Source organism: Gordonia sp. LMA484 (genome assembly GCF_058129505.1).
Genome location: NZ_CM176700.1, coordinates 6,377,736 through 6,391,889 on the forward strand (window position 1 = coordinate 6,377,736; position 14,154 = coordinate 6,391,889).

The following is a 14,154-nucleotide window of genomic DNA, read 5'->3' on the forward strand; positions in this document are numbered from 1 at the left end:
GTGAGTCGGTGTCGTCGCAATTTTCCGCCTGGTGAGCGTGGCGTCGTCACTCCGGCGGCCTCGCGGTGTTGAAGAATCGGGCGAACGGCGGGGCATACAGTTGGGATCATGACCGAAGTCGTCACCCCGGAATCCCTCGCCACCGAGTTGCCGGACGGAATGGTCGTCACCGATCCCGACATCCTCGCCGCCTACCGGCAGGACCGAGCGCAGGACCCGGATGCCGGTACGCCGTTCGCCCTGGTGCGTCCGACCACCACCGCCCAGGTACAGACCGTCGTCCGATGGTGCGCGCGGCACGCGGTGCCGATGGTGACGCGGGGAGCGGGCACGAGCCTCTCGGGTGGGTCGACGGCGGTCGACGGCGCGCTGATGCTCTCCACCGAGAAGATGCGCGAGCTCGTCATCGACACCGCCACCCGAACCGCCGTCGTCCAGCCGGGATTGTTCAACGCCGAGGTGAAGGCCGCCGCTGCCGCGCACAATCTCTGGTATCCGCCGGACCCGTCATCGTTCGAGATCTGCTCGATCGGCGGGAACGTCGCCACCAACGCCGGCGGCCTGTGCTGTGTGAAGTACGGCGTCACCACCGACTATGTCCTCGGGCTCGAGGTGGTGCTCGCGGACGGCCGGGCGGTGCGTCTCGGTGGCAAACAACTCAAGGACTCCGCCGGTCTGCCGTTGACCAAGCTGTTCGTCGGCAGTGAGGGGTTGCTCGGCATCGTCACCGAGATCACCTTGCGGCTGCTGCCGCCGCAGGCACCGGCGTCGACCGTCGTCGGCAGCTTCGCCACCGTGCATCAGGCGAGCGAAGCGGTGCTGGCCATCACCGCTCAGATCCGGCCGGCGATGCTGGAGTTCATGGACTCGGTGTCCATCAACGCCGTCGAGGACATGCTGCGGATGGGTCTCGACCGTGAGGCCGGGGCGCTGCTGGTCGCGCAGTCGGATGCGCCGGGGCCCGCCGGTGCCGCCGAGGTGGAGATCATCCAGCGGGCGTTCGAGGACAACGGTGCCACCGAGGTGTTCGCCACCGACGACCCGCAGGAAGGCGAGGCATTCACCGCGGCCCGGCGTGCCGCCATCCCCGCAGTGGAGAAACTCGGTTCGCTGCTGCTCGAAGACGTCGGCGTACCGCTCCCGCAGCTCCCGGCCCTGATCGACGGTGTCGCGACGATCGCCGCGGAACGTCGGGTGATGATCTCGGTGATCGCGCACGCCGGCGACGGCAACACCCACCCGCTGATCGTGTTCGACCCCTCCGACCCCGACGAGGCCGCGCGTGCCCAGGCGGCGTTCGGCGAGATCATGGACCTCGCGATCGCATTGGGCGGCACCATCACCGGCGAACACGGGGTGGGTCGGTTGAAGAAGGCGTGGTTGCCGAACCAGGTGGGCGAGGACGTCATGGAACTGACCGCGCGGATCAAGCAGGCGCTCGATCCGCAAGGCCTGCTGAATCCGGGTGTGCTGCTCTGAGCGACCCTTCGTGACGCTCACTCGTTCCTCGCGGGCTCCTCAGGGATCGGGCGGGACAATGCCCGCCCGAGCGTTATCCGCTCCCTGAGGCGGGGTCCTGAGGAGCGAGTTTGCGAGCGTCTCGAAGGAAGCGAGGCGCTAGCCGAGCGTCACGAATGGCCGCAAAACTTCAGTGCCGCAAAAGAATCGCGCCCAGGTCGGCGCCGGTGGGCAGCGCGCCGTACTCGAAGGCGCGATCCGCGCCGAGACGCGCGGCGATGAACGCATCGGAGACCGCGGCCAGGGAGTAGCGCACGAGCAGTGACGCCTCCAGCGCCAGGGCCATCGACTCGACCACACGGCGGGCATGTCCCTGTGCCGAGGCAGTGTCCATCCGGGCGAGCTCACCGAGCTGGTCACGCAGGCGCTCGAGGTGCAGGTCCAGGGTGCGGTTGGCGCCGAGCGCCTTGTTGATCTCGGCGTCGAACGCGGCGACCGACTCTGGTTCGCGGGTCATCGCGCGCAGGACGTCGAGCGCGATCACGTTGCCCGAGCCCTCCCACACGGCCATCACCGGCTGCTCGCGGTAGCGCATCGCCAACGGGAACGCCTCGGTGTAGCCGTTGCCGCCCAGGCATTCCAGTGCCTCGTAGGAGTGGTGTGGTCCGCGCTTGCAGATCCAGTACTTGGCGACGGCGGTGGCCAGCCGGCGGAAGGCCTTCTCCTGATCGCTCGCATCCTCGTCGTGGGCGCGAGCCAGCCGGATCGCGGTGACCGTGGCGGCTTCGGATTCGAGCGCGAGGTCGGCCAGCACCGCGGTCATCGCGGGTTGATCGGCCAGGGTGGCACCGAAGGCGGCGCGGTGGCGGGCGTGCCACACGGCCTCGGCCACCGACTGCCGCATCCCGGCTGCGCTGCCGAGCACGCAGTCCAGGCGGGTCTGGGCGACCATCTCGATGATGGTGCGGACACCGCGGCCCGGCTCGCCGACCATCACCGCGACGGTGCCGTCGAGCTCGATCTCCGACGACGCGTTCGACTTGTTGCCCAGCTTGTCCTTGAGGCGCTGGATGCGGAACACGTTACGGGTGCCATCTGGCAGCACGCGGGGCAGCAGGAAGCACGAAAGTCCTTCGCCGGCCGCGCCTTGCGCCTGTGCCAAGACCAGGAAGGCATCCGACATGGGTGCCGAGCAGAACCACTTGTGGCCGGTCAGCAGGTATTCGCCGCCCGGGCCGCCACCCGCGACCGGCTTGGCGACCGTGGTGTTGGCGCGCACATCCGAGCCGCCCTGCTTCTCGGTCATCGACATCCCGAAGATCGCGGACTGCTTGTCGGCGCTCAGGTCGGGGGAGTAGCTGCGCGACAGTGCTTTCGGCACCCACTGGGCGGCGACGTCGGGCTGCAGTTCAAGCGACGGGATCACCGCATGCGTCATCGACACCGGGCACGCATGCCCGGGTTCGATCTGCCCGAACAACATGAACCCGGCAGCGCGGACCACATGCGAGCCGGACTGCGGATCGGCCCAGCAGCGGGTGTGGCTGCCGTGTGCGACCGACGCCGAGATGATGCGGTGATAGGACGGGTGGTACTCGACCTCGTCGATCCGGTTGCCCCAGCGGTCATGGGTGTGCAGCACCGGCGTGATGGTGTTCGCGAGGTGGGCGTCTTGCTGGAACTGGGCGCTGCCCACGAGTTCGCCGATCTCGCGGAGTTCGTCGTCGGCCCAACCGCCGTCGTGGCGTGTGACCGCTTCGCGCAAAACGGTGTTGAGTTCATACTCGTTGATGTCGACGCGTGGCGCGGACTGGTTGAAGACGGTGTGGGTTGTGTGGGGGAGTGGGTGCGCGGTGGTCTCGGTGGAGTGGGTCATGTGGCTGCCTTTCGGGGTTTGGCTGCTGGTCGAGTTCTTTCGCTGGTCGAGTAGGTCGTGAACGAAGTGAGTGGCGGTATCGAGACCTGTTGCGCCTGGTCTCGATACGCTGTCTCGCCTAGCGGCTCGACGGCTACTCGACCATCGAAGGAGCTCCCGCTGGTCGAGTAGGTCGCGAACGGAGTGAGTGGCCGTATCGAGACCCTCCCGCGCTTGGTCTCGATACGCCGTCTCGTCTAGCGGCTCGACGGCTACTCGACCACCGGGAAAACTTCTCGCTGGTCGAGTAGGTGCGAGCCGCTAGGCGAGCACCGTATCGAGACCCGCTAGATCGCATGTTGCAGAACGCTGTCGGGGATCTGAAGATTGGTGAACACGATCGCGACCGCATCTTCGAGGCTGGAGTCGAGTTGCGAACCGGCCGCCGCCTGCTGTATCACCAGCCCGAAAATCGCCGACCAGAAGGCCTTCGCCTCCACGTCGATGGGCGCCCGCAATTCCCAGCCCGTGCGGACCAGCGTGCGCATCAGCGCCTCGGCTCCACGGTCGTGCAACACGGCGAGCGTCTCGCCGATCGGTGGGCGTAAGTCGGGTCGCCGCGACGCCATAGACATCGCTGTGGTGAACAGCTCGACGTTGCGTGCTTGTCGGCCGAGCAGTGTGGAGATCAGTGCGTGGGTGTACTCGCCGACGGTCGTCGCGGCCTGCGCGGCGTCCTCGGCGTCACGACCGGCGCGCAGCACCGCGGCGCAGGCCACCTCGACGAAGAGTTGGTCCTTGGAGCCGAAGTAGTAGGTGACCTGGTTGGGATATGTGTTGGCCTGCTTGCAGATCTGGGCCACCGATGCGGTCTCGCCGTACTCGGTGAACACCGAGGTGGCGGCGCGGAGCAGCGCCAGGCGCGTTGTTTTGCCGGCTTCGCGCGTGGCGCGTGCGGGGGTACTCACCCGAGAAGCGTCGCACATTGTTGTTTGTATGGCAAACAATGACGTCCTGTCCGCCATGACGACTGTCAGCTCCGCGACTTACATACGCGTGCCGCGATGACGCAGGCGGTTTCAATGAATAGGGATGGAGTTGATCATCTTTCGTGTACGCACCATCCGTACCGTTCCAGTGCTCGCACGCGACATGATCGATTGTGTCGTGGCATACGCTGAGCGGTAGGCAACGCCATCGAGGAGGTCCCCGCCGGTGATGCCCGTCGCAGCGAAGTGCACTTCGTCGCCACCGACGAGGTCACTGGCGTGCAGGACCTCGCCCGCGCTGCCGCCGGCGAGGCTGCCTCCGATGGCTTCGAGATCGGGTACGAGCTGTGCCTGCATCTCGCCGCCCATGCATCGAATTGCTGCGGCGGCAACTACTCCTTCGAGCGCGCCGCCGATGCCTATGAGGATGTCGGTGTCGGACTCAGGACGGGCACAGGCGACTGCGGCGACGAGATCGCCGTCGGGAATGAGCCGCACGATGGCCCCCGCGTGCCGCACGGCGGACACGAGTTCCGCGTGACGCGGGCGGTCCAAGATCGAGCATGACAAATCGGCAATCTCGGTACCTTTTGCGTTTGCCACTCGCCGGATGTTCTCGGCGATTGGTGCGTGGATATCGATGGCACCGACAGCATCTGGGCCAACCACCATCTTGTGCATGTAGGCGGCACCCTGCAGCTCGCGCATCGCGCCCCGCTCGGCGACCGCGAGTGCGCAGATGGAACCGGCTGTCCCGGTCGCCAGATGCGTGAGTCCGTCGATGGGAGCGACCGCAACATCGCACTCGGGTTCGGCGCCGTTGCCGATGGCTTCTTCGCGGGCCAAAGGTTGATGACGGCGCTTTCTCGCCACCACCGTGCCACGCATCGGTACCGTGGTCAGCAACTCGCGCATCGCACGGGCGGCGGCCTCATCGCCAGACTCGGCCTGCCCCCGCCCTATCCATCTGCCGGCCGCGAGTGCCCCGACTTCGGTAACCCGGACCAGGTCCAGGGTGAGATCTCGCCCTGGGTCCCGGACTGGTGTCGATTGTGCCGCGGTGTTGGTTGTCACGAGTGAACGTGGAGTGGCTTACCCGCGAGTGCGAGATGCGCTTCGCCGATGGCTTCGGACAAAGTTGGATGCGGGTGGATATGTTGGGCCACTTCGCCGGGCATCGCGTCCCAATTGACAATCAACTGGGCTTCCGCGAGGAGTTCACCGGCGCGATCGCCCACCATGTGCACGCCCAGGACGGGGCCGTTCTTGGCGGCCACGACCTTTACGGCACCGGACGTACCCAAGATGCGTGCCTTGCCATTGCCCGCCAGATCGTAGGTGACATCGACCACATCGTGCCCTGCTGCGTGCGCCTGCTCGGTGGTCAGGCCGACGGAGGCGACCTCGGGGTGCGAGTAGGTGATTCTGGGTATACCGGTGTAATCGATGGGTTGCGGCTCGAGGCCGGCGATCGTCTCGGCGACCAGAATGCCTTCGGCGAATCCGACGTGAGCCAACTGCAACGTCGGGATTACATCGCCCACGGCGAACACGGTGGGGATATTGGTGCGGCACGACTCATCGACCTCGATGTAGCCGCGTGTCGTGGCGATACCGAGACCCTCGAGACCGATGTCCTCGGTCGTGGGCGCCCGCCCGATGGCCACCAAGAGGATGTCCGCGGATAGGGTCGTGCCATCTTTCAGTGTCACGGTGACGCCGTCCGCGTCGGCGACCGCCGATTCGACTGTCGCCGACATGGCAGTGGTGATCTTTTGCTTCTTGAAAGCGCGTTCGAGCGCTCTGCTCGACGCCTCGTCCTCGAGGGGAACGAGGTGGGGCATCGCTTCGACAATGGTGACCTCGGCGCCGAACGAGTTCCATACGGTGGCGAACTCGCAGCCGATTGCTCCGCCACCGAGAACGATGGCGCTTTGGGGAATCGCGTCGAGGACCAGTGCGTCGTCGCTGGTGATGATCCGCACATGATCCACGTGGAGCCCAGGAATCTGTTTGGGAGTGGAACCTGTCGCGATGACGACGTTGCGCCCGGTCAGCACCTTGTCACTGTCGCCTGTCGTTACGGTGACCTGGGTCGGTGAGGTGAGGCGCCCGCTCCCTTCGACGACGTCGATGCCGCGACTGGAGATCAGACCGGAAAGACCGCGGAACAGTCCGTTGATGACGGACTCTTTGTGCTTCGCCACTCCTGCAAGATCGATGCCCTCAAGTGTTGCGGCGATACCAAAGTCGGATCCGTGCCTGACGGTGTCGGCCACTTCGGCCGATCGCAGCAACGCCTTCGTGGGAATACATCCGCGATGTAGGCATGTTCCGCCGAGTTTGTCCTTCTCCACCATTGCGACGTGGAGTCCGAGTTCAGCTGCGCGAAGGGCAGCAGCATATCCGCCGCTACCTCCGCCGAGGATCACCAGGTCGTAGTCAGGGTCGGTCACGCTCACTCCTCCGTCACATATGTGCAAGTTATGCACCTCTGTGCAAATATGATGGCACGTCGGGACGAGAAAGTGAAGTGGTTCACGAAATCAACGTAAAGTGACGTGTAGGCCCGGAAGCGCTGAGAACGGGTTGGCCAATCGCGTCCGATAGCATCGACGAGTGGATTGGTGTGGTGTTGAGAGTGGCCTGATTGCCACGTGTCTCAGCTCGAGGGAACAGGGTCGTTCATGATGAGGGGGTCATCCTCGGCTGTTGTTCTCATGCCCATACCGGTGACCGCGGCTCACTTCGGCGAAATCGCCGCTGATTCTCGAGTTGATCAACCGCTCGGTGACAGTGTGCGTCTTGCCTCGGCGGTGGGCTTGGATGTGCTTGTGGTCGCGGATCAGAACCGCGCTCACGATGTCCGGGTGTCGCTATCACGCGCTGGGCTAGTCGACGCGGCGACCGTGCTCACGGCCGGCGTGCGGGCGTCGCGAAATGCTTGCCTGTCCGCGGGCCTGAAGTGGTTACAGGTTCATCATGTCGACTCTGCCGCTGTGGTGCTGCACGAACCGATGCGGCCCCTCGCCGACATAGCGTTGTGGCGAGAACTTGTGGAACTAGCGGGCCCCAGCGTGGACGCGGCCTTGCCATCGACCCCGGTCGTCGACAGCGTGAAGGCGATCGATGAGAACGGAATCGTGCAGGCAACGGTTGACCGTGCACTCTTACGGGCTGTCGAGTTCCCTCGTGTATTCAGTCAGGGCGTGCTGCGCCGAGGCCTGGAGCAGGTTGATTCGCGTCCGTTCGATGAGGTGGAGTTCGTGATGACCACGAATTGTGCCGTCGAGATCATCGAAGTGGATCGCGCGGTTTTCGCGGCGTCATTCGTCTGATGCTCAGCATCAGTTGCGCAAGACGGTGACGACTTCACGAGCGAGTTTCACGGGGAGCCTGATGATCGCAAGGGGCAGCGAGACCGCTGTCTCCACCGGACGTCGGCGAAATCGCCGATATATCTCGGGCGGCTTGTGCGCCACGCGGTTTCGTAGATCGTGCGCGTAGGTTTCGCGCAGCACCCGGTCGGAGTGGTGACGGACGTAACCACATTCGGTGCACGTGGTTGATACGAGCACGTGGCCCGCATAGGTGAGTCGATGCTCGGTTTCCTGACCGCACGAGTCGCACGTCAGAGCGGCGTGTTCGTGTCCTTCCACGGGTGGTCTCTCCTTTGCGTGCTCGATGAAGCGATGTTCAGGTGAGGTTTAGGAGGAGGTTGCCAACAACCGCTCGGCCAAAAACAAGTCGTGGGCGAAGGTGATCTTGATGTTGCGCTGGCTGCCCGGGTATGTGCGAACTTCGACATCGGTGAAACGTTCGACGCTCGACGACGTGTCTGTTCCCTCGAAGCCCTCCTGGTGGGCGGCCCGATACGCCGCAAGTAGCGGTGCTGCGCGAAATGCCTGGGGGGTCTGCACCCGTACGATGTGATCGGGTATTCCCGCGTTGGCGTTGATGTGTCCGTCCGGACGCACCGCGATCACGTCGTCATCGAACGCCAGAGCCGGTACCGCGCCGCCATAGTCGCGAGCGACTGCGATCGATTCGAGGAACATTTCGGAACCGGCCAGGGGCCGCGCCGCATCGTGCACAGTGATGACATCGATACGACCGGCATCGACGTCGGGCGCGAGGTATTCGAACGCCCTGTACTCCGACTCGTGTCGCGAGTTCCCGCCGATGATGACCTCGACGTCGAGGTTGGGCACCTCTCGGTCCAGAACCCGCTCGGCAGTGCTGCGGTCAGCATCACGGGTCACCAAAATCGTTCGGTGCACGCCGGGCAGATCGACCAACGCGCGCAAGGTCCAGGAAACCATCCGCAATCCGGCGATCGGCAGATACGCCTTGTTGCCGTCGGTGCGCATGCGTGTTCCGCTGCCCGCCGCCAGTACAACGGCGACTGCGCTGCAGTTTCCATTGAGTCCCATGACCATGATCTTAGTAGGCGCCGATCACCTGCCCGCCGATTCTCGCCCGTCACGATCGAGATTCAGGTGCCGTCTCGCCAACTGCCGTACTCCTGCTCCGTCGTCGGCCGTCAGGGCCGTCGCAGTGGCAGCCTCGAGTTCGGCCAGTGAATGTGCGCGCAGGGCGGCCCGTACCGCCGGCAGGGTGCCTGGAGCCATACTCAAGCTGCGAATCCCGAGCCCGACCAGAATGAGAGCGAGGTCCGGGTCGCTGGCTGCTTCGCCGCACACGCCGACCGATTTTCCCGAGTCGTGGCCCGCCTCGGCTGCCAGCCCGATCAAATCGAGCAGAGCGGGATGCCAGGGGTTGAGAAGATCTCCGAGTTCGCCGAGCATCCGGTCCGCGGCGAATGTGTACTGCGCAAGATCGTTTGTGCCGATGCTGACGAAATCAGCGCTGTCCAGGATCGCTCGAGCGCGCAGTGCCGCCGCCGGAACTTCGATCATGCATCCGTTTGTGGCGAGCCCGTAACCCCTTGCTCGAGCCGCGAAATCGCTCATCTCCGAGGCAACCGACACCATCGGCGCCATCACCCATACCAAGGCCGAACTTGATTGGGCAGCAATGGAAATAGCCCGCAACTGGTCATCCAGGAGATGCGAATGGCTGCGGACGGTACGCAAGCCGCGCACGCCGAGGGCAGGATTGGGTTCGTCGCCGTGCGTGACGAATCCGAGAGGCTTGTCGGCCCCGGCATCCAGCGTGCGGACCGTTACGCGCCGGCCGGGGAAGGCGTCGAAGACCTCGCGATACGCGGCGACCTGCTCCTCGACGGTGGGGGCATCAGCTCGTTCGAGGAACAAGAACTCGGTCCGGAATAACCCCACCCCGTCGCACTCGACCGACGAGGCGAGCGCAACATCGCGGAGACCGCCGATGTTGACCATCAGCTTCACGGAGACGCCATCCGCCGTTCGCCCCGGCCCGGTTACACGGGCCTGTCGCTCGGTTTCGAGTCGCTGATGCTGTAGTGCGGCATCGACCTGAGCGTGGCTGGGGTTCACTTGCACGGTCCCGGCCGTGCCGTCAATCAGAACTGTGTCGCCGTCCTGTAGCTCCATCGCACTGCCGGTTGACACGACTGCGGGGATGCCCATCGATTTCGCAAGGATCGCGGTATGGCTGCTCGGACCGCCACGTTCGGTCACGATCGCGAGAACTTGGGTGGGGTCGAGAACTGCGGTGTCCGCCGGCGCGAGGTCGTCGGCCACCAAGACGAACGGGTGGTCGCGCTCGGGGATGCCGGGCATCGGCAGATTCACTACGTGAGCCACTGCGCGATCGCGGAGATCGTCGAGGTCGGTAGCACGTTCGGCGAAATAGGGGCCCGCGTCCTCCAAGGTGGTTCGAAATGCGTTGAATGCCGTGGATATGGCCAAAGCGGGAGATACCTGTGATTGTGTGAGCGCATCCCTGACGGCGGTGTGCAGCGCCCGATCGCGGACCATCATCGCAAGCGCTTCCAGCACCCCCACTGCGTCGCGGGTAGCTCGCGCTGCGCGTTCGTCCAAGGTCGCGCCGACATGGTCCAAGGCGGCCATCGCCAGCGCGTATCGATCCTCGACCGTGCCGTCGACTGAACCAGTGTCGAAACTGCCGTCGAGATCGATTATCCGGGTGACCCGGGCTACCGGTCCGGAGGCGACACCGGGGCTCACACCGTATCCGATGTAGGTTGCGGTCACGCCGGTCATGCGTGCTCCGCGTCGAGGTCCAGCGACAGCATCTCCACGAGCTTGTCGAGCGCAGCCTCCGCCTCAGCGGCTTCTGAGGCAAGCGTCACGGTGTCGCCGTGGCAGATGTTCTGTGACAACACAAGCATGATGCTGCCGGCATCGACCGGCTCGCTGCCTTGCTTCGCGATAGTGACGTCGATCCCGAGATCGGAGACTTGCTTGACGAATTGGGACGCGGGGCGCGCGTGCAACCCGTTCTGCGAGGCGACGGTGACAGTCCGTGCGGGCATGGGGCAACTCCTAAGTGTTCAGGTGGAACTCGCTCGCCGGTCAATGGTCCTGACCGGCGAGCGAGGTGTGTGAGTGAAGGGATCAGAGAATCAGGCGACGCACGTCACCGAGCAGATGTGCGACGTGGGCTGCGAAGCGCGCACCGAGAGCCCCATCGACGATGCGATGGTCGTAGGAGAGGCTCAGTGGCAACTGAAGTCGCGGCTGGAATTGTTCTCCATCCCAGATCGGCTCGATACGGCTACGGGAGACACCAAGGATTGCCGCCTCCGGACTATTGACGATCGGAGTGAACGCGGTGCCCCCGATGCCGCCGAGGCTCGAGATGGTGAACGTCGCACCAGTGACATCGTCCGCAGTGAGTTTCCCGGAGCGGGCGCGTTCTGATAGTTCACCGAGTTCTCGACTCAACGCGGCGATACCCTTGCGGTCAACCTCGCGTAGGACTGGCACCACCAGCCCCTGATCGGTGTCAACGGCAACGCCGATGTGGTAATGCTGTTTGAGCACAAGTGACTTACCGTCGTCGGCCAGGCTGCTGTTGACGCGTGGGTGTGCTTTGAGTGCCGCGACTACTGCCTTGAGGACGAAGGCCAAGAGTGTCACCCGGTATCCCTCGGGCTTGGCAGCCGCATCGAGCTCGCGTCGGTAAAGATCGAGGTCGGTGATGTCCGCGCTGTCGTGCTGGGTGACATGCGGGATCGTCGTCCACGACCGGGTTAACGCGGGACCTGATACCCGACTGATTCGGCTGAGTGGCTCGACGGTTACGGCACCGAATCGCTCGAATGTGGCACCGCCCGTTTGTGTCTGCTCGCTGCTCGACACGGGAACTGAAGACGTCGATGCGGCGGCTGTTTCAATCTGTCCATCGTCGTCGCGGGGCTTCCCTGCCGCCTCAACGTCGCCGACCGTGATCAATCCGTCGCTACCGGTTCCGGTGACCGTGTTGAGGTCCACGCCGAGCTCACTGGCCCGGCGGCGCGCACGAGGGACCGCGGGGCGCGGGCCTCCCCGGGACGGTGGTGAGGCCACCGTCCCGCTCGCTGCCGTGCGAGTCTCCGACGGTGGCTCGATCGGTTCGCTTGGCGTGGGAGTGTCGTCGAACAGTCCGTCCAACATGTCGTCCGCGTCGCTCGAGATGAACGCGAGGGGATCACCGACCGCAACGACTTCGTCGGGCTGGGCGACCAACCGTGCCAGCACACCGTCGATGGGCGACTCCACCTCCATGTCTACCTTGTCGCTGGCGACCTCACAGACGACGTCACCGGACTTGATTGGATCTCCGGTTTCCTTGCGCCACAGAATGAATGTGCCCTCAGTCATCGTCATTGACATCTTGGGCATCACCAGAGGAACTTCACGCATAGCTGGACCTCACAAGTTCGGTTGCGACGTCGACGATGTCATCGACCTGCGGCACGCTTGCCCGTTCCAGGTCGGGCGCGTAGGGAATCGGAGCATCCAGCCCGCAGAGCCGTTTGATCGGAGCAAGGAGACTGTAAACGGCGTCCGAGCCGGCGATGCGTGCGGAGATCTCTGAAGCGAAACCACCTGTCAGCGGGGCCTCCTGAACAAGCAGCACACGGCCGGTCGTCTTCACGGCGTCGAGGATGGTCTCTTCATCGAGCGGCACCAGCGTCCGCGGGTCCACCACCGTGACATCGATCCCATGGGCCGACAGGGTCTCTGCAGCCTCGAGCGCCTTGCTGACCATGATTCCGGTGGCGACGATCGTCAGGTCGCCGCCGCTGCCGTGTACCGCCGCCTTGCCCAGTGGGATTCGCTCGCTGCCCTCGGGGACGGGGCCGTTGGTTCGGTACAGCAACTTGTGTTCGAGGACGATGACCGGATTCGGGTCATCGATCGCCGAGAGGAGTAGGCCTTTGGCGTCGGAGGCAGTCGCCGGTAGGACAACCTTGAGTCCGGGAACATGCGCGAACCAAGCCTCGAGGCTCTGCGAATGCTGCGCCGCCGCGCCGGTACCCGAACCCGACGGTGCGCGCAGGACCATCGGAACCGAGAGAGCACCGCCGAGCATGAAATGAATCTTCGCTGCCTGATTGACGATCTGGTCCATTGCCTGATTGGTGAAATCCGAGAACTGGATCTCGACAACCGGCCGCATGCCGCAGAGTGCAGCACCCACGGCCGCGCCGACGATGCCGAGTTCGGAGATCGGGGTGTCGCGAATGCGGTCGGCGCCAAACTGTTCGTACATACCCTTGGTCACGCCGAAGGCGCCACCGTAGATGCCGATGTCCTCGCCGAGGATGAAGACGTTATCGTCTTCGGACATCGCGATCGTCAAGGCCTCGCGCACGGCGTCGGAGTAGCTCTTGTCAACGACAGCCGGTGTTGTCGTGGTCATGCGGTGGTCACCTCCAGTGGTGCGTAGACAGCTGACATGAGTTCGTCGGCTCGGGACGGGGCGGCGGCGTTGCCGGCACGGATCGCGGCGCGCAGCTCGTCACGAACAGCACCCCGGACCTCTTCGAGGTCGGCTTCCGACAGGGTCCCGGTCTCGACCACGGTTGCTTCGAACGCCGTGATCGGATCCTTGGCGCGCCACTCGTCGATCTCCTCGCGCGTGCGGTACAGATTCTGGTCACTCTTGGAATGACCCTTGTGGCGGTAGGTCACGGCCTCCACCAGAGTCGGCCCGTCACCGGCGCGGGCGCGGGCGACCGCCTCCGCTATCACGTCGGCAACCGCCTGGACATCGTTGCCGTCGACTGTTACGCCGGGAATCCCATACGCAGCAGCGCGATCGGCGACACGTGGAACGTTCATCGACAATGCGCTCGACATCGACATTCCGTAATGGTTGTTTTCGCAGATGAAGATGGCAGGCAACTTCCAGACTGCCGCCAAGTTGACGCCTTCGTGGAAGGCGCCCTCGTTGGTCGCCCCGTCACCGAAGAAGCTCACCGCGACGTTATTGGTGCCCTTGAGCTTTTGGGCCAACGCGGCACCCGCGGCGATCGGGATGCCGCCGCCGACGATGCCGTTGGCGCCGAGGTTTCCGGTATCAACATCAGCGATGTGCATCGATCCTCCGCGACCTCGGCAGTAGCCGGTCTCCTTTGCGAGCAACTCGGCCATCATTCGTTCGAGGTCGGCGCCCTTGGCGATGCAGTGGCCGTGGCCTCGGTGGGTGGAGGTGATCAGGTCCTCGCGGGTCAACGAGAGGCAGGCGCCGGTCGGCACGGCCTCTTGTCCGATGGAAAGGTGCATGGTGCCGTGCATCAGGCCGCGCGCGAACAGATCGTCGACGGCCTCTTCAAAGCGCCGGATCTTCCACATGGTCGTGAGAACGTCGCGGGCCTTGGAGGCGTCTTGGGCCAACCGCGCAACGCCGGGTTCGGTGTCGGTGGTCATGGGTGGTTTCACTTTCTTTGGGACTGCC

The 14,154-nt window shown here is 64.6% G+C and carries 13 protein-coding genes; 2 read left to right on the top strand and 11 right to left on the bottom strand.

All coding sequences use genetic code 11. The features are described 5' to 3' along the window. The first annotated feature begins 108 nt into the window (after positions 1 to 108). Positions 109 to 1,479: an FAD-binding oxidoreductase gene (locus tag AC4AMJ_RS28340; protein WP_489916288.1), complete on the top strand. Its 1,371-nt coding sequence runs from the start codon at positions 109 to 111 to the stop codon at positions 1,477 to 1,479. A 169-nt stretch (positions 1,480 to 1,648) separates the two neighbouring features. On the opposite strand, the gene AC4AMJ_RS28345 is transcribed toward AC4AMJ_RS28340, so the two are convergent. From AC4AMJ_RS28345 to lpdA, 4 genes are all read right to left on the bottom strand, one after another. Next, the gene (locus tag AC4AMJ_RS28345) at positions 1,649 to 3,334 is read right to left on the bottom strand and encodes an acyl-CoA dehydrogenase family protein (protein ID WP_489916290.1); all 1,686 of its coding nucleotides are present in this window, start codon (positions 3,332 to 3,334) and stop codon (positions 1,649 to 1,651) included. A 326-nt stretch (positions 3,335 to 3,660) separates the two neighbouring features. Beyond that, complete coding sequence (locus AC4AMJ_RS28350; protein ID WP_489916292.1) at positions 3,661 to 4,281, bottom strand: TetR/AcrR family transcriptional regulator C-terminal domain-containing protein; 621 nt, start codon at positions 4,279 to 4,281, stop codon at positions 3,661 to 3,663. A 111-nt stretch (positions 4,282 to 4,392) separates the two neighbouring features. Then, positions 4,393 to 5,376, bottom strand: coding sequence for a class II fructose-bisphosphatase (gene glpX, locus AC4AMJ_RS28355; protein ID WP_489916294.1), 984 nt, complete (start codon positions 5,374 to 5,376; stop codon positions 4,393 to 4,395). Then, positions 5,373 to 6,758, bottom strand: coding sequence for a dihydrolipoyl dehydrogenase (gene lpdA / locus AC4AMJ_RS28360; protein ID WP_489916296.1), 1,386 nt, complete (start codon positions 6,756 to 6,758; stop codon positions 5,373 to 5,375). The genes glpX and lpdA overlap by 4 nt, the downstream gene beginning before the upstream one ends. 276 nt (positions 6,759 to 7,034) lie before the next feature. Between lpdA and AC4AMJ_RS28365 the strand changes: the two genes are divergently transcribed. Next, entirely contained in the window at positions 7,035 to 7,640 is a 606-nt protein-coding gene (locus AC4AMJ_RS28365; RefSeq protein ID WP_489916298.1) for a 2-C-methyl-D-erythritol 4-phosphate cytidylyltransferase, read from the top strand. A 9-nt stretch (positions 7,641 to 7,649) separates the two neighbouring features. Here AC4AMJ_RS28365 and AC4AMJ_RS28370 read toward each other — a convergent pair whose 3' ends face one another. From AC4AMJ_RS28370 to AC4AMJ_RS28400, 7 genes are all read right to left on the bottom strand, one after another. Further along, positions 7,650 to 7,961 carry a hypothetical protein gene (locus AC4AMJ_RS28370; protein WP_489916300.1) on the bottom strand — a complete coding sequence of 104 codons (312 nt, stop codon included), beginning with the start codon at positions 7,959 to 7,961 and terminating at the stop codon, positions 7,650 to 7,652. A 48-nt stretch (positions 7,962 to 8,009) separates the two neighbouring features. After that, a complete protein-coding gene (locus tag AC4AMJ_RS28375) occupies positions 8,010 to 8,735 on the bottom strand; it encodes an IspD/TarI family cytidylyltransferase (RefSeq protein ID WP_489916302.1) in 726 nt (241 codons plus the stop codon). A gap of 24 nt (positions 8,736 to 8,759) precedes the next feature. Further along, complete coding sequence (ptsP, locus tag AC4AMJ_RS28380; RefSeq protein WP_489916304.1) at positions 8,760 to 10,469, bottom strand: phosphoenolpyruvate--protein phosphotransferase; 1,710 nt, start codon at positions 10,467 to 10,469, stop codon at positions 8,760 to 8,762. Further along, the gene (locus AC4AMJ_RS28385; protein WP_489916306.1) at positions 10,466 to 10,741 is read right to left on the bottom strand and encodes an HPr family phosphocarrier protein; all 276 of its coding nucleotides are present in this window, start codon (positions 10,739 to 10,741) and stop codon (positions 10,466 to 10,468) included. The genes ptsP and AC4AMJ_RS28385 overlap by 4 nt, the downstream gene beginning before the upstream one ends. An 82-nt stretch (positions 10,742 to 10,823) precedes the next feature. Further along, a complete protein-coding gene (locus tag AC4AMJ_RS28390) occupies positions 10,824 to 12,113 on the bottom strand; it encodes a 2-oxo acid dehydrogenase subunit E2 (RefSeq protein WP_489916308.1) in 1,290 nt (429 codons plus the stop codon). Continuing rightward, positions 12,106 to 13,116 (bottom strand): alpha-ketoacid dehydrogenase subunit beta, encoded by a 1,011-nt coding sequence (locus AC4AMJ_RS28395; RefSeq protein ID WP_489916310.1) that lies wholly within the window; start codon positions 13,114 to 13,116, stop codon positions 12,106 to 12,108. The genes AC4AMJ_RS28390 and AC4AMJ_RS28395 overlap by 8 nt, the downstream gene beginning before the upstream one ends. Further along, positions 13,113 to 14,126, bottom strand: a complete 1,014-nt coding sequence (locus AC4AMJ_RS28400) for a thiamine pyrophosphate-dependent dehydrogenase E1 component subunit alpha (protein ID WP_489916312.1) — start codon at positions 14,124 to 14,126, stop codon at positions 13,113 to 13,115. Before AC4AMJ_RS28400 ends, AC4AMJ_RS28395 begins: the two co-directional genes overlap by 4 nt. Between the last annotated feature and the right edge of the window lie 28 nt (positions 14,127 to 14,154).